We start from the raw sequence: 20,751 nt of genomic DNA, 5'->3' as shown, positions 1-20,751 counted from the left end.
CCCCGGACTGCGACCAACGCGCCGCCGACCACCGGGACGCCGACCACCGCGACGCCTGCGGGAGCGGCACGCTCGGAAGTTCCTGCCGGAGCGGATCGGTCCGGCAGGCGGGCGGGCGGTGAAGGGCTAACCCCGGACGGCTCCCGCCAGCTCCGCCCCCAGGACCAGCGCCCCGGTGCCCACGAGCACGGAGGCCACGACATTCGCCGCGGCCAGGGGCCACCGTCCGGTCTCCGCCAGCCGCACGGTCTCGTAGGAGAAGGTCGAGTACGTGCTCAGCGCACCGCACAGGCCCGTCCCCAGCAGGGCGTACAGCCCGGAGGAGACGGCGGCGCCCGCGGCCGCGCCGAGGACGAGGCAGCCGGCGGCGTTGACGGTCAGGGTGCCCCAGGGGAACACCGAATCGTGCCGGGACTGCACCGCCCGGTCGGTCAGATACCGCAGCGGCGCGCCCACGGCGGCACCGAGCGCGACCAGCAGCCAGGTCACCGGTCCACCCCCGGCCGCCAGCCGGTCGCGCGGCGGGTCAGGGCCACCGCCGCCCAGACCGCGCCGAGACAGCTCAGGAGCGTCCCGGCCGCGTAGCCGAAGGCCGCCGCGGCCTCCCCGCGCACCAGCAGCTCGCGGGTGTCGAGGGCGTACGCGGAGAAGGTGGTGAACCCGCCGAGCACTCCGGTCCCGGCGAACGGCCGGAGCAGCGGATGCGGGGTCCGGCCGCCCTCGGCGACCAGCACCATCAGCACCCCGATCAGGAACGAGCCGAGGACATTGACCCCGAGCGTGACCAGCGGCGCCGAGGCCGGGTCGCCGGGCCAGGCCCGTACCGCCGCATAGCGGGCGAGCGCGCCGACGACCCCGCCCGCCGCGACGGCGGCGAGCACCAGCAGCAGATGCGCCCCGGCGGTCTCGGCACGCTGGGCGGGGACGTGCAGATCGACGTCCGGGTCGACGGGGACCGGGACCGGGCCGCCTCCGGCGCCGGACGGGAGTGGTGGAGGAGGCGGCGGGGGCGGTGAAGACGGCGGCGGCACAGCCGCATTCTCCCGTGCCGCCCGCCCCTCCGCCCGGTCCGCCGCCCGGTCCGGATCGCGCCCGGCCGGCCCGAACCGGCCGCCCCCGCCCGCCGGGACGGCCGGTCACGCAGAATGGCCGTGTGCTGGAGATGACGCGTGAGGCGTTCGAAGAGCTGGTGAGCGAAGCGCTGGACTCGATTCCGCCGGAGCTGACCAAGGTGATGGACAACGTGGCCGTGTTCGTGGAGGACGAACCCGACCCGTCCGACCCCGAGCTGCTGGGGCTGTACGAGGGCACTCCGCTCACGGAGCGCGGCGAGTGGTACGCGGGGGTGCTGCCGGACCGTATCTCCATCTACATGGGTCCGACGCTCCGCTACTGCGAGACCCCGGAGGACGTGGTCCACGAGGTGGCGGTGACCGTGGTCCACGAGATCGCCCACCACTTCGGCATCGAGGACGACCGCCTCCACGAGCTGGGCTGGGGCTGACCCCTCCGGCCACCGGGTCGTCCGGGCGGCCCCGGCGCACGAGCCGGGGCGGCCGCCGCGCCCCGCCCGGCAGGGCCGCGCTCCCCGGGCGGGCGCGCCCCCGGCGTACCCGCGGCGGGGGGCATACCGGTCCGCGGTGCCGGGCATACGGGCCCAATGACAGGCCCCTCGGAACCCGCCAGGCCGTCCCGGAACCGGCTCCCGCGCGCCCGCCCGGCCGCCGCTCGGCTCCGTATCCGGATACGGCGGGCCGCGGCCCGGCTCCGTATCCGGATACGGCGGGCCGCGGCCCGGCTCCGTACGCCGAAACACCGGGCCGCACCCGGGCAGCACCGGACCCCGCCCCTGCTCCGGGCGGCCCTCCGGAGGGCCGCCGCCCGCGGGACCACCGCCCGGCTCCGGGCCCTCGTCCAGCGGGCCCTCGCACCCCGGCGCCGTACCCCCGTCCACAGGACAGCCGCCCGGCTCCGGGCCGGGCCGCCGCGGGCCTGGCGGCGGGCCCTCGGGCTCGCCGTCGTCGCCGGGCTCGGGGCCTGGCTGGGGCTGCTGGTCGTCGGCAGCGTCCAGACCGAGGTCGGGCCGATGGAGACGAGCATGGCCCTGCGCCCCGATCCGGACGGCGGCACCCGGATCAACGTCTCCCCGCTCGGCGCGCTGGAGCTGGCCTCCCATACCGCGCCCCTCCGGCTCGACGTCGAGGTGAAGCAGCTCGACCCGGCCAGGTCGACCGCGCTGGTCGAGCATCCGGAGCGGCTCTCCGGGCTGGAGGAGGAGGTGGCGGCCGATGTCCTCGCCGGGACGACGGAGCTGGCCGTACGGTCGGCCACGGCCGTCGTGACGGGCGCCACCGCCCTCGGGCTCGTGGTGTACCGCCGCCCGCGCCGGGCCCTGGCCGCGGGCGGTCTGGCGCTTGCGCTGCTGGCCGCCTCCACCGCCGTCGCGGTGGCGACCTGGAACCCCCGCTCGGTACTGGAGCCGCGCTACTCCGGGCTGCTGACCAGCGCGCCCTCCCTGATCGGCAACGCGCGGTCGATCGTCACCGAGTTCGACGTCTACCAGCAGGAGCTGGCCCGGCTGGTCACCAATGTGACAAAGCTGTACGACGCCACCTCGAACCTGCCGGCGTACCGGCCGGACCCGGCCGGCATCCGGGTCCTGCACGTCTCGGACATCCATCTCAACCCGGCCGCCTGGCACATCATCGCCTCACTGGTCGAGCAGTACCGGATCGACGTCATCGTCGACTCGGGCGACACCATGGACCACGGCTCGGCCGCCGAGAACTCCTTCCTCGACCCGATCCGCGATCTGGGCGCGCCCTATGTCTGGGTGCGCGGCAACCACGACTCCCGGACCACCCAGGCCTATCTGTCCCGGATGAAGAACGTCACGGTCCTGGACGAGGGGCGGGCCGCCACCGTCGGCGGGCTCCGGATCGCCGGGACCGGCGACCCGCAGTTCACCCCGGACCGCTCGAAGGCGGCCGAGGGCGCTCCGGCGGAGCGGATGGCGGGCATCCGGCTGGCGTCCGCGATCCGCGACCAGGCCCGCGCGGGCACCCCGGTCGACCTCGCGGTGGCACACAATCCGGTCGCGGCCCGGGAGACCGACGGGACGGTCCCCCTGGTCCTCGCCGGGCATCTCCACCGGCGGCAGGTGGAGGTGATGAGGTTCGGCACCCGGCTGAAGGTGGAGGGGTCGACCGGCGGCGGCGGGCTGCGGGCGGTGCAGAACGAGAAGCCGGAGAAGGTCCGGGCCTCGGTGCTCTATCTGGACCGGACGACGAAGCGGCTCCGGGCCTGGGACGAGATCGTGCTGGGCGGGCTGGGGCTGACGACGGCCGAAGTCAGCAGGCATCTGCCGGAGGAGAACAAACCCGGCGCGGAACCGTCCCCGGACCCCTTCCCGAAACCGGCCCCGGACCGGGTCCCGGGAACGTCCCCGGCCCCGGACCGTTCGGGCCGCACCTCGGCCCAGGACCGGGTCCCGGCCCCCTCCCCCAGCTCCCCCGGACCCCCCTCCGGGCGGCCTTCCGGAGCCGTTCGTTCCCCGGTGCCGTAAACCGTTTTGGCGATACCTCCCGCCATCCCATATGCTTCTCACGTCCCCGACGCGCTGAGAAGCGCCCAGGTGGGCCCTTAGCCCTCATCGTCTAGTGGCCCAGGACGCCGCCCTTTCAAGGCGGTAGCACGGGTTCGAATCCCGTTGGGGGCACGCAACACCTGTGCGAGAATACGACTCGCGCAGTATGCATCACCTGGTCCTGTGGAGCAGTTTGGAGTGCTCGCCACCCTGTCAAGGTGGAGGCCGCGGGTTCAAATCCCGTCAGGACCGCTACAGCTCGTGCGAACAGCACAGTTGTATGGCTGGGTAGCTCAGTTGGTACGAGCGATCGCCTGAAAAGCGATAGGTCGCCGGTTCGATCCCGGCCCCAGCCACTTCTTCACCATTCGGGCCCCGTCCTCCAGGACGGGGCCCGAATGCGTTTCCGGCTCCCTACGCCTCCTCCACCCTGTTCGCCCCGTGCGCCCCGTCCGCGCCGCCCGCGTCGGCGGGGGTACGGCGCCGGGCGGCGCGGACCGCGAGGACCGCGCCGGCCACCGCCACCACTCCCGTCAGCAGCGCCCAGTCCGGTACCGCGGCCCCCACCTCGCCCGCCCACTGCTCCGCGGCGAAGGAGCGGTCCACGGAGACCAGGCCCGGCAGGGCGGTCGCCCCGTCGAAGACCAGGAAGAGCACCCCGAGCAGCACGAAGAACAGCCCGGAGAGCAGCGAGGTGGTGTGCAGCCGCAGCCGGCCCACGGAGAAGCCGCGGCCCCGGAGCCAGCGCCGCCGCCCCAGGTCGAAGCGGTCCCAGAGCAGGGCCAGGAAGAACAGCGGTACGGCCATCCCGAGGGCGTAGACGGCCAGCAGCAGCCCGCCGTAGACGGGGCTGCCGCTGAACGCCGAGACCGTGAGCACACTGCCGAGGATCGGCCCGGCGCAGAAGCCCGCGAAGCCGTAGACCAGCCCGAGGGCGTAGACCGGGGCCGCCGTGGTGGGGCGGATCCGGCCGGAGAGGGCGGCCAGCCTGCGGGAGGCGAAGCCGAGGCCGAAGAGCTGCGCCACGCCCAGCGCGATGATCGTCCAGCCGCCGACGGCGACCAGCAGATCGCGGTTTCCGTAGAAGAAGCGGGCGGCGTACGAACCGGCGACACCGAGCGGGACCAGGGTGGTGGCCAGTCCGGCGTAGAAGATTCCGGTACGGGCCAGCAGCCGCCCGGCCGAGTCGAGGGAGTACGCGAAGAAGGCCGGCAGCAGCAGGGCGCTGCACGGGCTGATCAGGGCGAGCAGACCGCCGAGGAAAGCGGCCAGATAGCCGATCTCGGTCATGATCCCGAGCCGCTGCCGGGGGCGGCCGGGGTGCCGGACTCCGCCGTACCGGAACCACCGGACTTCGCGGAGCCGCCGGACTTGGCGGTACCGGTGCCCGCGCCGCCCGCGGCCTTCAGCGCGGCCTCGATGGCCTCGGTGAAGGTCTGCTCGGGCTGGGCCCCCGCGATCGGCCGGCCGTTGATCAGGAAGGACGGGGTGGAGGTGGCGCCCAGTCCGTACGCCTCGTCCTGGTCGCGCTTGACGGACCGCTTCGCGGCGTCGCTCTCCATGTCCCGGGCGAACCGCTCCAGGTCGGGCACGCCCGCCTGTCCGGCCAGCTCCTTCACCCGGGCGGCGGAGAAGCCCTTCTCCTTGGAACCCTTGGCGTAGGCGGCGGCGTGGTACTCCCAGAACCGGCCCTGGCGGGAGGCGGCCCAGGCGCCGCGGGCGGCGTTCTCGGAGGGTTCGCCGAAGATCGGGAAGTTGCGCCATTCGATGCGCAGCGCGCCCTTGTCGACGTACTCCTTGATCAGTGCGGGCTCGGTGTCGCGGGCGAACTTGCCGCAGAAGCCGCACTGGAAGTCGGCGTACTCGATCAGGACGACGGGTGCGTCGGCGCGTCCCACGGCGAGTCCGTCGGCGGCGTCGCGGCGGGCCAGCTTCTCCAGCTCGGGGTAGACCCCGGTCTTCTCCTCGGCGGTGGCGGGGGCCTCACCGGGCCGGGGGGTGCCGGAGGCGGTGGCGCCGGTGCCCTTGACCGTGGCCGCCGGGTCGTCGGGGCGGGTCGCGGTGTACGAGGCGAGACCGAGCGCCAGCGCGGCGGTCAGTACGCCCGCGCCGATCAGCAGGGGCTTGCGCCGGGTGGCAGGGGTCGACGGCATAGGGGAACGCTCCTGAACGAAAGACGGGAAGAAGCCGGGCAAAAGCCTCGGCTTTCGCTGAACGAGGGCATGCCTTCCCGGCCTATACGCGCAGGATCGACCGTTGCTCCGGAGAGAGGGGCACCAGCGGCGGCGGCCGCCCGTCCAGGGCCGGACCGGCCGCGGCGGCACCCCGCCCGTGGGCGGGCGTACCGCAGTGCGGCTCGTACGGGGCGGACGGCGGCGGCTCGTGGGAGCCCGGTCCGCGCGGCGGGGTCGCGGGCTGCGCGTCGCGCTCCCCGCCCCCGGCGCCGTTGCCGCAGCCGGCGGCGCCCTCCGGGGCCGTCACGACGGTCCGGTCCCCGGCCTCCTGGGACCGCTCGGCCGCACCCGCCGCGCCGAGCGCGGGGCAGAGCACCAGCAGGACGGTCGCCAGCACCGCGAGCACGGCGGGTGCGCCGCGTACGGCGGAGACCGTCCCGGCCGGCCGCGGACGGGCCCGGCCCGGGCGCGGTGGCTGCGGCGGCATGGAAGCGGGTCCCCCTCGGACGTCCCGTCCGGCGACGGTGGTGAACGATCGCTCCATACTGCACCAAAGACCGGAAGAGCAGTGAAATGCGTTAGCCCTCCGTTTCCCGGGGGTGCGATGCTGGAGACCGTATGTCTACTTCCTTCGCCGACCTTCAGACGCTGCTGGCCGGGGCCCCGCTGCGGGACGCCCACCGGCTCGGCCGCCGACTCGAAGGCGCCCGCCGCATCCGTAAGCCCGAGGCGCGGCAGGCCGTGCTGGACGAGATCGCCGCCGAGGCGGAGAAGGCCGCGGCCCGGACCGCCGCCCGCGCCGCACGGCTACCGGAGGTGACGTACCCGGAGCAACTGCCCGTCAGCCTGAAACGGGACGAGATCCTGGAGGCGATACGGGACCACCAGGTCGTGATCGTCGCGGGTGAGACGGGCTCCGGCAAGACCACCCAGATCCCGAAGATCTGCCTGGAGCTGGGCCGGGGCGTCCGGGGCATGATCGGCCACACCCAGCCGCGCCGGATCGCCGCCCGTACGGTCGCCGAGCGCATCGCCGACGAGCTGCGCACCCCGCTGGGCGAGGCCGTCGGCTGGAAGGTCCGCTTCACCGACCAGGTGAACCAGGACGCGACCTTCGTGAAGCTGATGACGGACGGCATCCTGCTCGCGGAGATCCAGACCGACCGCGAACTGCGCGCCTACGACACGATCATCATCGACGAGGCGCACGAGCGGTCCCTCAATATCGACTTCCTGCTCGGCTATCTGGCGCAGCTGCTGCCCAGGCGGCCCGATCTGAAGGTGGTCATCACCTCCGCGACGATCGACCCGGAGCGGTTCTCCCGCCACTTCGGCGACGCCCCGATCGTCGAGGTCAGCGGGCGGACCTATCCGGTGGAGGTCCGCTACCGGCCCCTCCTGGAGGAGGAGTCCGAAGAGAGCGACCGCGACCAGATCACCGCGATCTGCGAGGCCGCCGAGGAGCTGATGGCCGAGGGCAAGGGCGACATCCTGGTCTTCCTCTCCGGCGAGCGCGAGATCCGCGACACCGCGGACGCGCTCAACAAGAGGCAGTACCGCTTCACCGAGGTACTGCCGCTCTACGCCCGGCTCTCCCACGCCGAACAGCACCGCGTCTTCCAGCCGCACACCGGCCGCAGGATCGTTCTGGCGACGAACGTCGCCGAGACCTCGCTGACCGTCCCCGGCATCAAGTACGTCATCGACCCGGGCACCGCCCGGATCTCCCGCTACAGCCACCGCACCAAGGTCCAGCGGCTGCCGATCGAACGGATCAGCCAGGCCAGCGCCAACCAGCGCAAGGGCCGCTGCGGCCGTACCTCCGACGGAATCTGCATCCGGCTCTACTCCGAGGACGACTTCGAGGCCCGCCCGGAGTTCACGGACGCCGAGATCCTCCGGACCAATCTGGCGTCGGTCATCCTCCAGATGACGGCCGCCGGGCTCGGCGACATCGAGAAGTTCCCCTTTATCGACCCGCCGGACCACCGCAATATCCGGGACGGTGTGCAGCTGCTCCAGGAGCTGGGCGCCTTCGACCCGGCGCAGAAAGACCCCAAAAAGAAGCTGACGGCGCTCGGCCGGAAGCTCTCCCAGCTCCCGGTCGACCCCCGGCTGGCCCGGATGGTCGTCGAGGCCGAGAAGAACGGCTGCGTCCGCGAGGTGATGGTGATCGCCGCGGCGCTCTCCATCCAGGACCCGCGGGAGCGGCCCGCCGACAAGCAGACCCAGGCCGACCAGCAGCACGCCCGCTTCAAGGACGAGACGTCCGACTTCCTGGCCTTCCTCAACCTCTGGCGGTACGTCCGCGAGCAGCAGAAGGAGCGGGGCTCCTCCAGCTTCCGCCGGATGTGCAAGCAGGAGTATCTGAACTTCCTGCGGATCCGCGAGTGGCAGGACATCTACGCCCAGGTGCGGCAGGTCGCCAAGTCCCTGGGCATCCAGGTCAACGAGGAGGACGGGCCGGAGGCCGGGGTCCATGTCTCGCTGCTGGCGGGCCTCTTGTCGCATATCGGGCTCAAGGACACCGACGCGAAGAACGAGTATCTGGGGGCCCGCGGCGCGAAGTTCGCCGTCTTCCCCGGCTCCGCGCTCTTCAAGAAGCCGCCGCGGCTGGTGATGTCCGCCGAACTGGTGGAGACCTCCCGGCTCTGGGCCCGGGTCAACGCGAAGATCGAACCCGAGTGGGTCGAACCGCTGGCCCAGCACCTGCTGAAGCGCACCTACTCGGAACCGCACTGGGAGAAGGACCAGGCGGCGGTGATGGCGTACGAGAAGGTCACCCTGTACGGCGTGCCGATCGTCGCCCAGCGGAAGGTCAACTACGGCCGGATCGACCCCGAGACCTCCCGCGACCTCTTCCTCCGCAACGCCCTGGTGGAGGGCGACTGGCGCACCCACCACAAGTTCTTCGCGGACAACCGCCGGCTGCTGACCGAGGTCGAGGAGCTGGAGCACCGGGCCCGGCGCCGGGACATCCTCGTCGACGACGAGACCCTCTTCGACTTCTACGACCAGCGGGTGCCCGCGCACGTCGTCTCCGGCGCGCACTTCGACTCCTGGTGGAAGCAGAAGCGCCAGGAGGAGCCCGAGCTGCTCGACTTCGAGCGCGAGATGCTCATCAACGAGAAGGCCGGCGCGGTCACCAAGGACGACTATCCGGACTCCTGGCGCCAGGGCCGGCTGAAGTTCCGGGTGACGTACCAGTTCGAGCCCGGCGCCGACGCGGACGGGGTCACCGTCCATATCCCCGTCCAGGTGCTCAACCAGGTCACCGACGAGGGCTTCGACTGGCAGATCCCCGGACTGCGCGCCGAGGTCGTCACCGAGCTGATCCGCTCCCTGCCCAAGCCGGTACGCCGCCACTACGTACCCGCCCCCGACTATGCGCGGGCCTTCCTGGCGCGGGCCGTGCCCCTCCAGGAGCCGCTGACGGCCACCCTGGCCCGGGAGCTGAAGGCCATGGTCGGCGTCCCGGTGAGCCCGGACGACTTCGACCTGTCCAGGGTCCCCGAGCACCTCAAGATCACCTTCCGGATCGTCGACGAGCGGCGCCGCAGGCTGGCCGAGGCGAAGGATCTGGAGTCCCTGCGGGTGAAGCTGCGCCCCAAGGCCCGCCAGGCCCTCTCGCAGGCCGCGGCGGGGGCCGCCGGACCGGCGGGCGAGTCCATCGAGCGCACCGGCCTCACGGAGTGGAGCATCGGCTCCCTGACGAAGGTCTTCGAGACCCGGCGGGCCGGGCAGCCGGTGAAGGCGTACCCCGCCCTGGTCGACGACGGCGACACCGTCTCCGTACGCCTCTTCGACACCGAGGCCGAGCAGCGGGCCGCGATGTGGCGGGGCACCCGCCGGCTCGTCCTGCGCAATATCCCGGTGAACCCCGCGAAGTTCGTCTCGGACAAGCTGACCAACCCGCAGAAGCTGGCGCTCTCCAGCAACCCCCACGGCTCCAACCAGGCCCTCTTCGAGGACTGCGCGACCGCCGCGGCCGACAAGCTGATCGCCGACCACGGCGGGCCGGTGTGGGACGAGGAGTCCTTCCGGAAGCTGTACGACGCCGTCCGGGCCGATCTCGTCGACACCACCGTCCGTACGGTCTCCCAGGTCCAGCAGGTGCTGGCCGCCTGGCAGGCCTGCGAACGGCGGCTCAAGGCCACCACCAGCCCCGCGCTGGCGGCGAACCGGGCGGATGTGCGGCGGCAGCTGGACACGCTGATGCCGGCGGGCTTCGTCACCCTCACCGGCCTGGCCCGGCTCCCCGACCTGATGCGCTATCTGGTCGCCGCGGACCGGCGGCTGACCCAGATGCCGTCCGCGGTCCAGCGCGACACCTCGCGCATGGAGAAGGTCCAGGACATGCAGGACGAGTACGCCTGGCTGCTGGAGCAACTGCCCCGGGGGCGGCCCGTGCCGAAGGAGGTCCTCGACATCCGCTGGATGATCGAGGAGCTGCGGGTCAGCTACTTCGCGCATGCGCTGGGGACCGCGTATCCGGTGTCGGACAAGCGGATCGTGAAGGCGATCGACGCGGCCGCGCCGTAGCGGCGGGCGCCTGTGCGGCGCGCGCACGGGCGTGATGATGCGGTCACGGAGAGCAAGTTCGACCGGAGCGGCGATGCTGCTGTAGAGTCCTTCTCGCAGCCCAGGGCAGGAATCGGGCCGCAAAATCTGGTCCTGTGGAGCAGTTTGGAGTGCTCGCCACCCTGTCAAGGTGGAGGCCGCGGGTTCAAATCCCGTCAGGACCGCAGTGTTTCCCCGAAGGGCCCGCGCCATCAAGGTGCGGGCCCTTCGGCGTGCCGCCGGCCCCGCGCCGTTCCCATGACCCTTGAGTGCCGTCTGCGGACCGCAGTGGGTTGCTCGCGCAGTTCCGCCCCCTACGCCTGGCGGCGTGGGGGGACCCCCAGCGCCCCGGCCTCCGCCCTGCCCGCGCCTGTTGCGCCTCCTGGGCCACCCACCTCGCCAAGGGCACCCGGAGGCTTTCAGGGGCGCAGGCGGCCGACTTGCGGAGGAGGCAGCTCCGTAGCCTCTGGAGGCCACCCGCCGGCAGGCGGATATCGCCCCGGGGAGACGGGACCTTGGTCCCGGGGACGGGGGACCTCGGGGGCATGGCGGGCGGACTCGGAAGATGACACGCTCGACGTTGGCAAGGGTTGCAGCATGTGACGGGTGTCACCGTATAGGTTTTGCGTGGACGGGTTTTTAGGCGTCGTTTACAACCAACCAATTTAATATGTGCAATTGCACTGCCCCGATAAGCTTCCCGCCCACCCCGCAAAAAAATCGCGCTGGACTCGGCGGAGTCCAGCGCGATCAGTGACCAGAAGCCCGTTGGGGCGGGCGCCCGTCGTATGGAGCTTTGGGTGGGCTCACCGGGATTGGGGCCCGGAACGCCCTGATCCGGCAGAGGCCGCCGACCGTGGCCGACCTCGCCGGTACGAGGCCTACGCCTCGCTGCGCTGCTGCGGAATGCCCGCCAGCAGTGCGCGTACCTCCGCCTCGCGGTACCGGCGGTGGCCGCCGAGCGTGCGGATCGAAGTGAGCTTCCCTGCCTTGGCCCAGCGGGTGACCGTCTTCGGGTCCACACGGAACATCGTGGCGACCTCAGCCGGGGTCAACAGCGGCTCGGCGTCAGGGGTGCGAGCGGTCATGAGCGGCCTCCTCGGGAGAACCGAACCTTCTCGGTTCTTTCCTCTAAATTCTGCACCTTGACCCGCGTTGCCCGAAATGGCGTATGCGGGTTGAGTCGGTAATAGGACGAACGGCTTGTCCTCGGCACTACAACTACACCATCTGTCCAGCCGCCACGGCCAAACCGTTGGAATTGCCCTCCGAGGTGTTCATCAGTGGCGGAACTCCGATGGACCATGCCATAGCGGACAGTTACACCACAGTGACGATCAGTCACAGAGCGATCAGGAGCCATCAGACCCCCCATAGAGCACAATGCCGAGCGTTCCGCCCTCACTTGGACGGAAGGAACCCTCCCCGGACTCCTTGTCCTATTTTGACACGAGGGTAGGCGTTGGGCGCAAGGGCCCTGTTAGTGCAGTCCGTCACGCTTGACACAAAGGCCCGGATCGGGACCTAGGACCCATGCCGGTGGACCCGGGCCGGTGACCCGGGTCAGTTCGCGGACTGAAGACCCCTCACGGCCCCCCAGCGGTCGACCAGACGGGCGTAGGCGGTCCGCGCCCCCTCCGCGTCCCCGGCCTTCAGCGCGGCGATGCCCGCGGCCACGTCCGCCGCGGAACGGTCGGCGGCGAGCGCCGGACCGGCCAGCGCGTGCACCAGCCCGCCGTAGTCCAGCTCGACGAGGGAACGCGGGTGGAATTCCTCCAGCCACTTCCCTACATCTACCAAACCCGCGGTGAGCCGCCCGCCGTCCTGGGACTCCCGCAGCGCCTTCAGCGCCCGGGCCACCCGCCGCCGGGCCTGCGCCATGGAGGTCCGGTAGAGCATCCGCGGCGGCCCGGCACCGTCGCCGCCGGGCTCGTAGTCCCGCTCCTCGTCGCCGAAGAGGGTGAACCAGCGCACCGGCACCTGCCAGACCGCGGTCCGGATCCACGGGCGCGCGTCCGGATTCCGGTCCCGCCACCGCTCCCAGTCCGCGGCGGCCTCCTTCCGCACCACCGGCGGCAGGGCCGCGTCCAGCAGCGCGGCGGGGAACCGCCCGGTCGCCTCCTGGAGCGCCAGCCGGCTGCGCAGCTGGGTCCGCCAGGGGCAGATCAGCGCCACACCGTCCACTTCCGCCACAAACGCATCGGTACTCTCGCGCACGGGGACGGGAACGGGCGGTGTGGGCACCAAGTCCGCCAGGGAGCGGAGGAGTTCGTCCTGGGCCGTGGGAGCCTCCCCACGGGCCGCGTAGCGCGCCCAGTGGGTCCGCTCCGGCTCCTGGAAGGCGGCGAGTGGCTCGTACACCCGCAGATAGGCCGCATAGGGAATGATCACCGAGGACACCGCAGGCATACCGGAAATACTTCCACGCCCGAGCCCTCCTGCACCCCTCGGCCGGGTGATCCTCGGCACCGGGGCGGACCTACGTGCCCGTAGGACATACCCTCGTCCCGTCTGGGGGTTTCCCCCACCCCGGGAAACCCACCCGCCGCTTCGTACTGGGAGTCACCACCGTGACCGACATGACCGGCGTCTCCGCCCCCGTGCTCCACACCCTGTTCCGATCCGACCAGGGCGGGCACGAGCAGGTGGTCCTGTGCCAGGACCGCGCCTCCGGCCTCAAGGCCGTGATCGCCATCCACTCCACCGCCCTGGGCCCGGCCCTCGGCGGTACCCGGTTCCACCCGTACGCCTCCGAGGAGGAGGCCCTCGCCGACGCGCTGAACCTGGCGCGCGGGATGTCGTACAAGAACGCCATGGCCGGACTCGGCCACGGCGGCGGCAAGGCCGTGATCATGGGTGATCCGCGGACCCTGAAGTCGGAGGAGCTGCTGCTGGCCTACGGCCGGTTCGTGGACTCCCTCGGCGGCCGGTACGTGACCGCCTGCGACGTGGGGACGTACGTCGCCGATATGGACGTCGTCGCCCGGGCCACCCGCTGGGCCACCGGCCGCTCCCCCGAGAACGGCGGCGCCGGGGACTCCTCGGTGCTCACCGCCTACGGCGTCTACCAGGGCATGCGGGCCAGCGCCCGGCAGCTGTGGGGCGACCCCGGCCTGGCCGGGCGGACCGTCGGTGTCGCCGGTGTCGGCAAGGTCGGTCATCACCTGGTGAAACACCTCGTCGACGAGGGTGCCCGGGTGATCGTCACGGATGTCCTGGAGGAGTCCGTACGCCGGGTGCTGGACCGCCACCCCGGAGTGACCGCCGTCCCCGACACCGCCGCCCTGATCCGTACCGAGGGGCTGGACATCTACGCGCCCTGCGCGCTCGGCGGCGCGCTGGACGACCACTCGGTACCGGTGCTCACCGCCTCGGTGGTCTGCGGCGCGGCCAACAACCAGCTCGCCCACCCGGGCGTGGAGAAGGACCTCGCCGACCGCGGGATCCTCTACGCCCCGGACTACGTGGTGAACGCCGGCGGGGTCATCCAGGTCGCCGACGAGCTGAACGGTTTCGACTTCGACCGGTGCAAGGCGCAGGCCGCCCGGATCTACGACACCACCCTGGAAATCTTCGCACACGCAAATTCCGAGGGGGTTCCCCCGGCGGTGGCCGCGGACCGGATCGCCGAGCGGCGGATGGCCGAGGCACACCGCCCGGAACACGGCTGACGGTCGGCTCGACAGACGGCGGCCGGGCGTCGCGGGCCGTGCTCGCGCACCCCGGCCGGCGCCGCTCGCCCGTCCCCGGGGCCCCGGAATGACGAGACTCACCCCGGACGGGCGGGCCCACCGCCAAGAAGAGGTTAATATCGCAGATGACCAGCGAGGACGGGGCTCCTCGCGGGTTCTGCGACGTGGCACGTCATGCGGGCGGCGTACCGTATGGCCGCGGAAGCAGGTACCGTTGAAGCCCTACGGGCCGGTCTCTCCACGGAGAGTCCGTTCCGACTCATGAACGCGTGTCAAGACTCTGGGGCCGTCGAGCCCCGTCACCGAGGGGGTCGAGCCATGGGGCGCGGCCGGGCCAAGGCCAAGCAGACAAAGGTCGCCCGCCAGCTGAAGTACAACAGCGGCGGCACCGACCTGACACGACTGGCCAACGAGCTGGGCGCATCTTCTTCAAGCCAGCCGCCGAACGCGGAGCCGTTCGAGGACGAGGACGAGGAAGACGACCCGTACGCACAGTACGCGGATCTGTACAACGACGACGAGGACGAGGACGACGAGTCCGGTCCCGCGTCGCAGCAGCGCCGCGGCGCTTGACGCTGCACTGACCACCGACCCGGTCCGGGGGCGAAAGCTCCGGGACCGGGTTCTGTGCTGTTCGCACCCGGGCGCCGGGCCGGGGCCGGAAGACCCGGGTCCGAGAGGCCGGGGCCGCGGCGGACTCCGGTTCCGGCACAGGGGCGGGAGCCTCCGGGCCGGGGGCACGGGCCGCGGCGGGCGGTCCGGCCCGGAGCCGTACCGCCACCGCGTTCACCGCCCGCACCGCTGCCGGATCCGGGCGTGCCGCCGCCGGTCCCGAGGGTGTCCAGCACCGGGTCCACTGCCGTACGCCGTCGGGTTCCGGGACCGTCAGACCGCGTAGTCGCCGGTGAGCTCGGCACCCGTGGAGTGCTCGCCGCGGTCGGTGATCTCGCCCGCGACCCAGGCGTCCACGCCCCGGTCGGCCAGCACGGTCAGCGCGGTGTCCACGGACTCCCCGGGGACGACGGCCATCATGCCGACGCCCATGTTCAGGGTCTTCTCCAGCTCTTCGCGCTCGACCTGTCCGGCCCGGCCGACCAGGTCGAAGACCGGGCCGGGGGTCCAGGTGCCGCGGTCGACGACGGCGTGCAGCCCGTCCGGGACGACCCGGGCCAGGTTGTTCGCCAGACCGCCGCCGGTGATGTGGCTGTAGGCATGGACCTCGGTGGTCCGGGTCAGTGCAAGACAGTCGAGGGAGTAGATCCGGGTGGGCTCCAGCAGCTCCTCGCCGAGGGTCCGGCCGAACTCCTCGACCTGCTGCTCCAGGGCCATGCCCGCGCGGTCGAACAGAACGTGCCGGACCAGCGAGTACCCGTTGGAGTGAAGGCCGGACGAGGCCATCGCGATCACCACGTCACCCTTACGGATACGATCCGCGCCCAGCAGCCGGTCGGCCTCGACCACACCGGTACCGGCGCCCGCGACGTCGAACTCGTCCTCGCCGAGCAGCCCGGGGTGCTCGGCGGTCTCGCCGCCGACCAGGGCGCAGCCCGCGAGGACACAGCCCTCGGCGATGCCCTTGACGATCGCGGCGACCCGCTCCGGGTGGACCTTGCCCACACAGATGTAGTCGGTCATGAAGAGCGGCTCGGCACCGCAGACCACGATGTCGTCGACGACCATGCCGACCAGGTCGTGGCCGATGGTGTCGTAGACGCCGAGGCGGCGGGCGAGGTCGACCTTGGTGCCGACGCCGTCGGTGGCGGAGGCCAGCAGGGGCCGCTCGTAGCGCTTGAGGGCGGAGGCGTCGAAGAGCCCGGCGAAGCCGCCGATGCCGCCCAGGACCTCGGGACGGCGGGTCTTCTTCACCCACTCCTTCATCAGCTCGACCGCGCGGTCGCCGGCCTCGATGTCGACGCCTGCGGCGGCGTAGCTGGCACCGGTGGACTCGGGGGACTCAGTGGTCATGACAGGGGTCTTTCTGGTCGTCCGGGAGCGGCACCGTCGCCGTCGACGGCATCGGGGAGGCCGGGCGGGCGTTCATCAGGGGCGGCGCAGCGCGTCGGCGGCGTCGGCGCCGCCCGCCAGCTCGGTTTCGAGCAGTTGCTTGCCCAGCAGCTCGGGATCGGGCAGCTCCATCGGGTACTCGCCGTCGAAGCAGGCCCGGCAGAGGTTCGGCTTGGCGATCGTGGTGGCCTCGATCATGCCGTCGATGGAGATGTACGCGAGGGAGTCGGCGCCCAGGGAGGCCCCGATCTCGTCGATGGTCATACCGTTGGCGATCAGCTCGGCGCGGGTCGCGAAGTCGATCCCGAAGAAGCAGGGCCACTTCACGGGCGGCGAGGAGATCCGTACGTGGACCTCGGCCGCACCGGCCTCGCGGAGCATCTTGACCAGGGCGCGCTGGGTGTTGCCGCGGACGATGGAGTCGTCGACGACGACCAGCCGCTTGCCCCGGATGACCTCGCGCAGCGGGTTGAGCTTGAGGCGGATGCCGAGCTGGCGGATGGTCTGGGAGGGCTGGATGAAGGTCCGGCCGACATAGGCGTTCTTGACGAGACCGGAGCCGTAGGGGATACCGCTGGCCTCCGCGTAGCCGACGGCGGCCGGGGTACCGGACTCCGGGGTCGCTATGACGAGATCCGCGTCGGCGGGGGCCTCGGCGGCCAGCTTCCGGCCCATCTCGACCCGGGAGAGATAGACGTTCCGCCCGGCGATATCGGTATCGGGGCGGGCCAGGTACACATATTCGAAGACACAGCCCTTGGGCTTCGCATCTGCGAATCGAGAGGTACGGATACCGTTCTCGTCGATGGCGATCAGCTCGCCCGGCTCGATCTCGCGGACGAAGACCGCTCCGCAGATGTCGAGGGCGGCGGACTCGCTGGCGACGACCCAGCCGCGGTCCAGCCGGCCGAGGACCAGCGGGCGGATGCCCTGCGGGTCCCGGGCGGCGTAGAGCGTGGACTCGTCCATGAAGACGAGGGAGAAGGCGCCCCGGACCCCGGGCAGCACCCGGGCCGCGGCCTCCTCGATGGAGAGCGGCTTGCCGTCCTCGTCGACCTGGCCGGCCAGCAGGGCGGTCACCAGGTCCGTGTCGTTGGTCGCGGCGACCTGGGTGGCGCGGCCGTCCTTGCGGGGCAGCTCGGCGACCTGCCGGGCCAGCTCCGCGGTGTTGACGAGGTTTCCGTTGTGGCCGAGGGCGATGGAGCCGTTGGCCGTGGCGCGGAAGGTGGGCTGGGCGTTCTCCCAGACCGAGGCGCCGGTCGTCGAATAGCGGGCATGTCCGACGGCGATATGTCCCTTGAGGGAGCCGAGGGAGGTTTCGTCGAAGACCTGGGAGACCAGTCCCATGTCCTTGAAGACGAGGATCTGTGAGCCGTTGCTGACCGCGATACCCGCGGATTCCTGGCCTCGATGCTGGAGGGCGTAGAGCCCGAAGTACGTGAGCTTTGCGACCTCTTCTCCCGGAGCCCAGACCCCGAAGACGCCGCAAGCGTCCTGGGGGCCCTTCTCGCCGGGGAGCAGATCGTGATTGAGTCGACCGTCACCACGTGGCACGGCTCCGAGTGTAGGCGAGATCGACCACTGGTCCGAATTGGCGAAGGTCACATCTGTGGACACCGCCGCCGGGGCGGGCGGCGGTGTAACGGCCGCCGGGTCCGCGCGGACGCCGCGAGAGGGGTCCGGGCGGACCGGGCGGCGGGCGCCGGGCGGTCCGGTGCCCCGGGGCACCGGTCAGCCCGCGGTCGCCTTGAGGCCGGTGTTGTCGGGGCCGGTCAGGGTGATGACCGGCCCGTTGAGGGCGTAGGCGACCTTTCCGGCCAGGACCTTGAGCAGATGCTGCTCCAGCTCCCCCTTGCCGCCGTCGCAGAGCATCTTGGTCCCGGCGACCGGGCCGAGGGTGAGGACGCCCCCGGTGACCTCCGCGCGGGCCGTGAAGCGGTTGCAGCCGAGGCTGCCGCTGAGGGTGCCGTCCTTTCCGAGGGTGAAGTGGGCCGCCTTCTCGGCCCCGGCGGGCACGTCCTCGGTGGTGCCCGGGGAGGTCAGCCCGGTCACGGTCCAGACGGTACCCACCAGCGGCTCGAACGAGGGGCCGACGGTGACGTTGATGGTGAGGGGCTTCCCGTCGCCGTTCTTGTCCGACGCCCTGTCCCGGTCCCCGGTCTGCTCGCTGCCGCATCCGGCGGCGGCGAGGAGCGCGAGGAGCAGCAGGGCGGTCATTCGGGTGCTCGGATGCCTACGCATGCCCCTGGGACGCGGCGGGCCGTGGTCCGGTTCCCCGGGCCCCGCGCCCGGGGAGGGCTCAGCCGAGGACGGGCAGAACGCCGGAGAGATCGGCCCGTTCGCCGCTGGCGGCGGTCTTCGCGGACGCCACGGCCGCCGCCCAGTCCAGCCGGCCGGTGGCGAGGCGGAGCCAGGTCAGCGGGTCGGTCTCGACGGTGTTGGGCGGGGTGCCCCGGGTGTGCCGGGGGCCCTCGACGCACTGGACGACCGCGTACGGCGGCACCCGTACCTCCACCGAGCCGCCGGGCGCGGCGACGGCCAGGGCGTCGGCGAGGAGCCGGGTGGTGGCGGCGAGCGCGTCCCGGTTCAGGGGGATTTCGATTCCGGCGGGGGCGAGGGCGTCGTTGAGGTCGTCGGTGTGGACGGTGAGTTCGAGGGCCCGGGTGACCAGATAGTCGGGGAAGCGCATCGGCCCGACCCGGGTGATGACCCGCCGCCCGTCGGGGGTGCCGGACAGGGCCGTGGCGAGCTCGGCGGCGAGTTCGCCGTACGCCTCGGGGAGCGGGCCGCCGGCCGCCCGCTGCCGGGCGTCCTCGCCGATCGGCCCGGCATGGGCGCGGACGGCACCGGGCCACTCCTCCAGGGCGAGGGTCGCGTCGGCGCGGGGCGGTTCGGGTGCGGTGGTGACGGTGACGACGTGCCGGGACGCCAGGAGGATATGCGCGGCCAGCTCCCGCACGGTCCAGTCGCCGAGCCGGGTGGGCAGCGCCGACTGCTCGGGAGTGAGCGCGGCTACGGCGGCCCGGACGGTGTCGTACTGGCCGAGGACGGCGGTACGGAGCTTCGCGGAGTCGTAGCGGCGGGGACGCTTTCTGACCGGTGGCATGAGCGCGAGCTTAGGCGCTCTTCCCGTCCGCCACGGCGGGGGCCGGAACGGGAGCCGTCGGGTCCGGGGCCGCGGCCGGGTCCGGAACGGGGACCGCGGCGGCCGGTTCAGGGGCCGTGAACGCCTCCTTGTTCGCGGGCAGCTCCACCCCGCGCCAGCGGAACGGCAGCGGCCGGGCGGTCTCGGGGTGGGGCCGGTCCATCAGCTGGAAGTGCAGGTGCGGCTCGGTGGAGTTGCCCGAGTTGCCGCAGGCGCCGATGATCTGCCCGGCGGTGACCCGGTCGCCCTCCGCGACCGTCAGGGAGCCCTTCGCGAGGTGCGCGTACATCGCGTACACGCCGTTCCCGAGGTCGAGCACCACATGGTTCCCGACCACCCGCCACGGGCTGACCAGCGAGCGGGCCAGGCCCTCCACGAGCATCAGATAGAGCACCATCAGCAGGGAGTTGCGGCTGAGGTGGTCCCGCTGGCCGTCCCGGGCCCGTACGACGGTGGCATCGGCGGCCGCCAGCAGCGGCATGCCGTACGCGGGGTAGGCCGAGCTGGGGCGGACCAGGGGCCAGAGCCAGCGGAAGCCGGGGTTCCCGCCCGCCACCGGTTCGGCGACCAGGTCGATGGCGTACGTCTGCCCGTAGAGGTGCGTGCCATGGCTCGGGGTCTTGTCGACGGGGCTGTTGTAGGCCACCCAGCGGCCGGTGACGGGCACTCCGACCTCGATGGGCTCCGGCGGTTCGGCGGCGCGCTGCCGGTGCTCCGCGCGGTATATCCGGGCGCGGACCAGTTCCAGGGCGACGGCGGCGAGTCCGGGGAGGACCACGGCTTCCCAGCCGCCCGGCAGCCCCAGGAGCACGTCCCAGAGCAGCAGGGCGGCGAAGAGCCACCAGAAGAACCCGGCCGTCCCGGAGAGCACCCGGTGCGTGCGGTCGCGGCGGCGGCGGGACATCGGCTTCCCGGGCACGGGCTTCCCTGACTCGGTCTTCCTGGACATGGGCTCCCCCGGAGGCGGACGGGCCCGTCGGCGACGGGCGTTCAGAGCTGGGCGGCGGTGAGCGCGACCAGCAGGGGTACGGTCCGGGCCGGCGGTACGGCGTACCGGCCGCGGCCCGTGGTGTGGAGCCAGCCCGCGGAGCTGAGCTGGCGCAGATGGTGGTAGATCTGGCCGGAGGTGCCGAGGCCGTCGAGTTCGGCCAGTTCGGCGGCGGTCCGGCGGCCGCCGACGATCTCCCGGAGCAGCCGCAGCCGGACCGGGTGGCCGAGGGCGGCGAGCGCCTCCGCCAGCGTGGTCCAGTCGCGGTCCAGCAGATCGTCCGTACGGAGGCCGAACTGCCACTCGTACCGCTCGCCGGTCGGCAGGGCGACATCGCCGGTGAAGAGCACCCCGCCGTCGTCCGCGCCGATCCCGGCGAGCTGCTCCTTGAGGCCGTTCAGGGCCCAGAAAGTCTGCTGCCCCTCCTCGCCGCCGCTCCCGGCGTCCTCGCCCGTCCGGCCGGACGGGACACCGGCCGGGCGCCGGGACTCCCGGTCCTCCAGTGCGGCCAGCCGGAGTTCCAGCTCGGCGACGCGCTGCTCCAGATCCATGACACCCATCCTACGTAGTTACGAAATTACGTGCAAGCATTCTTCCGGGCG

18 protein-coding genes and 4 tRNA genes are annotated in these 20,751 nt (G+C 72.1%); 9 read left to right on the top strand and 13 right to left on the bottom strand.

What is annotated here, in order from left to right:
* Positions 1–126 precede the first annotated feature (126 nt).
* Both ACWDR0_RS17680 and ACWDR0_RS17675 read right to left on the bottom strand, forming a co-directional pair.
* Positions 127–489: a fluoride efflux transporter FluC gene (locus ACWDR0_RS17680; RefSeq protein WP_456352594.1), complete on the bottom strand. Its 363-nt coding sequence runs from the start codon at positions 487–489 to the stop codon at positions 127–129.
* Positions 486–1,031, bottom strand: coding sequence for a fluoride efflux transporter FluC (locus ACWDR0_RS17675; protein ID WP_456352593.1), 546 nt, complete (start codon positions 1,029–1,031; stop codon positions 486–488). The genes ACWDR0_RS17680 and ACWDR0_RS17675 overlap by 4 nt, the downstream gene beginning before the upstream one ends.
* A 122-nt stretch (positions 1,032–1,153) precedes the next feature.
* On the opposite strand from ACWDR0_RS17675, the gene ACWDR0_RS17670 reads away from it, so the two are divergent.
* From ACWDR0_RS17670 to ACWDR0_RS17650, 5 genes are all read left to right on the top strand, one after another.
* Complete coding sequence (locus ACWDR0_RS17670) at positions 1,154–1,504, top strand: metallopeptidase family protein (RefSeq protein ID WP_456352592.1); 351 nt, start codon at positions 1,154–1,156, stop codon at positions 1,502–1,504.
* A gap of 156 nt (positions 1,505–1,660) precedes the next feature.
* Entirely contained in the window at positions 1,661–3,565 is a 1,905-nt protein-coding gene (locus tag ACWDR0_RS17665) for a metallophosphoesterase family protein (RefSeq protein ID WP_456352591.1), read from the top strand.
* Positions 3,566–3,645: 80 nt separating this feature from the next.
* Positions 3,646–3,718, top strand: a tRNA-Glu gene (locus ACWDR0_RS17660).
* Positions 3,719–3,763: 45 nt separating this feature from the next.
* Positions 3,764–3,838, top strand: a tRNA-Asp gene (locus ACWDR0_RS17655).
* Between the two features lie 30 nt (positions 3,839–3,868).
* A tRNA-Phe gene (locus ACWDR0_RS17650) sits at positions 3,869–3,942 on the top strand.
* A 58-nt stretch (positions 3,943–4,000) separates the two neighbouring features.
* Here ACWDR0_RS17650 and ACWDR0_RS17645 read toward each other — a convergent pair.
* The 3 genes from ACWDR0_RS17645 to ACWDR0_RS17635 form a co-directional block, all read right to left on the bottom strand.
* The gene (locus ACWDR0_RS17645) at positions 4,001–4,876 is read right to left on the bottom strand and encodes a cytochrome c biogenesis CcdA family protein (RefSeq protein WP_456352590.1); all 876 of its coding nucleotides are present in this window, start codon (positions 4,874–4,876) and stop codon (positions 4,001–4,003) included.
* Positions 4,873–5,739, bottom strand: a complete 867-nt coding sequence (locus tag ACWDR0_RS17640) for a DsbA family protein (protein ID WP_456352589.1) — start codon at positions 5,737–5,739, stop codon at positions 4,873–4,875. Before ACWDR0_RS17640 ends, ACWDR0_RS17645 begins: the two co-directional genes overlap by 4 nt.
* 82 nt (positions 5,740–5,821) lie before the next feature.
* A complete protein-coding gene (locus ACWDR0_RS17635; RefSeq protein WP_456352588.1) occupies positions 5,822–6,247 on the bottom strand; it encodes a hypothetical protein in 426 nt (141 codons plus the stop codon).
* Positions 6,248–6,378: 131 nt separating this feature from the next.
* On the opposite strand from ACWDR0_RS17635, the gene hrpA reads away from it, so the two are divergent.
* The gene (hrpA, locus tag ACWDR0_RS17630) at positions 6,379–10,302 is read left to right on the top strand and encodes an ATP-dependent RNA helicase HrpA (protein ID WP_456352587.1); all 3,924 of its coding nucleotides are present in this window, start codon (positions 6,379–6,381) and stop codon (positions 10,300–10,302) included.
* A gap of 128 nt (positions 10,303–10,430) precedes the next feature.
* Positions 10,431–10,505, top strand: a tRNA-Asp gene (locus tag ACWDR0_RS17625).
* A 696-nt stretch (positions 10,506–11,201) separates the two neighbouring features.
* On the opposite strand, the gene bldC is transcribed toward ACWDR0_RS17625, so the two are convergent.
* Together bldC and ACWDR0_RS17615 are read right to left on the bottom strand one after the other, a co-directional pair.
* Positions 11,202–11,408 carry a developmental transcriptional regulator BldC gene (gene bldC / locus ACWDR0_RS17620; RefSeq protein WP_003949541.1) on the bottom strand — a complete coding sequence of 69 codons (207 nt, stop codon included), beginning with the start codon at positions 11,406–11,408 and terminating at the stop codon, positions 11,202–11,204.
* A 475-nt stretch (positions 11,409–11,883) separates the two neighbouring features.
* Positions 11,884–12,729 carry a hypothetical protein gene (locus ACWDR0_RS17615; protein ID WP_456352586.1) on the bottom strand — a complete coding sequence of 282 codons (846 nt, stop codon included), beginning with the start codon at positions 12,727–12,729 and terminating at the stop codon, positions 11,884–11,886.
* 170 nt (positions 12,730–12,899) lie between these two features.
* On the opposite strand from ACWDR0_RS17615, the gene ACWDR0_RS17610 reads away from it, so the two are divergent.
* Complete coding sequence (locus ACWDR0_RS17610) at positions 12,900–13,991, top strand: Leu/Phe/Val dehydrogenase (RefSeq protein ID WP_456352615.1); 1,092 nt, start codon at positions 12,900–12,902, stop codon at positions 13,989–13,991.
* A 339-nt stretch (positions 13,992–14,330) separates the two neighbouring features.
* A complete protein-coding gene (locus ACWDR0_RS17605) occupies positions 14,331–14,585 on the top strand; it encodes a DUF3073 domain-containing protein (RefSeq protein ID WP_456352585.1) in 255 nt (84 codons plus the stop codon).
* A 312-nt stretch (positions 14,586–14,897) separates the two neighbouring features.
* Here the strand turns inward: ACWDR0_RS17605 and purM are convergent, their stop codons facing one another.
* The 6 genes from purM to ACWDR0_RS17575 all read right to left on the bottom strand — a co-directional run bounded on the left by purM (position 14,898) and on the right by ACWDR0_RS17575 (position 20,700).
* Positions 14,898–15,977 carry a phosphoribosylformylglycinamidine cyclo-ligase gene (purM, locus tag ACWDR0_RS17600; protein WP_456352584.1) on the bottom strand — a complete coding sequence of 360 codons (1,080 nt, stop codon included), beginning with the start codon at positions 15,975–15,977 and terminating at the stop codon, positions 14,898–14,900.
* Between the two features lie 75 nt (positions 15,978–16,052).
* Entirely contained in the window at positions 16,053–17,570 is a 1,518-nt protein-coding gene (gene purF / locus ACWDR0_RS17595) for an amidophosphoribosyltransferase (RefSeq protein WP_456352583.1), read from the bottom strand.
* 177 nt (positions 17,571–17,747) lie between these two features.
* Positions 17,748–18,233, bottom strand: a complete 486-nt coding sequence (locus ACWDR0_RS17590) for an META domain-containing protein (RefSeq protein WP_456352582.1) — start codon at positions 18,231–18,233, stop codon at positions 17,748–17,750.
* Between the two features lie 82 nt (positions 18,234–18,315).
* Complete coding sequence (locus tag ACWDR0_RS17585) at positions 18,316–19,122, bottom strand: sterol carrier family protein (protein ID WP_456352581.1); 807 nt, start codon at positions 19,120–19,122, stop codon at positions 18,316–18,318.
* Between the two features lie 10 nt (positions 19,123–19,132).
* Entirely contained in the window at positions 19,133–20,110 is a 978-nt protein-coding gene (locus ACWDR0_RS17580; protein WP_456352580.1) for a M23 family metallopeptidase, read from the bottom strand.
* A gap of 41 nt (positions 20,111–20,151) precedes the next feature.
* Positions 20,152–20,700 carry an ArsR/SmtB family transcription factor gene (locus ACWDR0_RS17575; protein ID WP_456352579.1) on the bottom strand — a complete coding sequence of 183 codons (549 nt, stop codon included), beginning with the start codon at positions 20,698–20,700 and terminating at the stop codon, positions 20,152–20,154.
* Between the last annotated feature and the right edge of the window lie 51 nt (positions 20,701–20,751).

The sequence above is a fragment of the Streptomyces sp. NPDC003691 genome (assembly GCF_053981115.1).
The sequence above is the reverse complement of the archived record's forward strand: the minus strand, read 5'-3'. Positions and strand labels throughout refer to the sequence as shown.

Bases quoted from the DNA above. Each gene is read 5' to 3' on its own strand.
- ACWDR0_RS17580 (WP_456352580.1), bottom strand. From the start codon at position 20,110: ATGTCCAGGAAGACCGAGTCAGGGAAGCCCGTGCCCGGGAAGCCGATG.
- ACWDR0_RS17585 (WP_456352581.1), bottom strand. From the start codon at position 19,122: ATGCCACCGGTCAGAAAGCGTCCCCGCCGCTACGACTCCGCGAAGCTC.
- hrpA (WP_456352587.1), top strand. From the start codon at position 6,379: ATGTCTACTTCCTTCGCCGACCTTCAGACGCTGCTGGCCGGGGCCCCG.
- bldC (WP_003949541.1), bottom strand. From the start codon at position 11,408: ATGACCGCTCGCACCCCTGACGCCGAGCCGCTGTTGACCCCGGCTGAG.
- ACWDR0_RS17590 (WP_456352582.1), bottom strand. From the start codon at position 18,233: ATGACCGCCCTGCTGCTCCTCGCGCTCCTCGCCGCCGCCGGATGCGGC.
- ACWDR0_RS17635 (WP_456352588.1), bottom strand. From the start codon at position 6,247: ATGCCGCCGCAGCCACCGCGCCCGGGCCGGGCCCGTCCGCGGCCGGCC.
- ACWDR0_RS17645 (WP_456352590.1), bottom strand. From the start codon at position 4,876: ATGACCGAGATCGGCTATCTGGCCGCTTTCCTCGGCGGTCTGCTCGCC.
- ACWDR0_RS17605 (WP_456352585.1), top strand. From the start codon at position 14,331: ATGGGGCGCGGCCGGGCCAAGGCCAAGCAGACAAAGGTCGCCCGCCAG.
- ACWDR0_RS17640 (WP_456352589.1), bottom strand. From the start codon at position 5,739: ATGCCGTCGACCCCTGCCACCCGGCGCAAGCCCCTGCTGATCGGCGCG.
- ACWDR0_RS17610 (WP_456352615.1), top strand. From the start codon at position 12,900: ATGACCGGCGTCTCCGCCCCCGTGCTCCACACCCTGTTCCGATCCGAC.
- purM (WP_456352584.1), bottom strand. From the start codon at position 15,977: ATGACCACTGAGTCCCCCGAGTCCACCGGTGCCAGCTACGCCGCCGCA.
- ACWDR0_RS17665 (WP_456352591.1), top strand. From the start codon at position 1,661: ATGACAGGCCCCTCGGAACCCGCCAGGCCGTCCCGGAACCGGCTCCCG.
- ACWDR0_RS17575 (WP_456352579.1), bottom strand. From the start codon at position 20,700: ATGGATCTGGAGCAGCGCGTCGCCGAGCTGGAACTCCGGCTGGCCGCA.
- ACWDR0_RS17615 (WP_456352586.1), bottom strand. From the start codon at position 12,729: ATGCCTGCGGTGTCCTCGGTGATCATTCCCTATGCGGCCTATCTGCGG.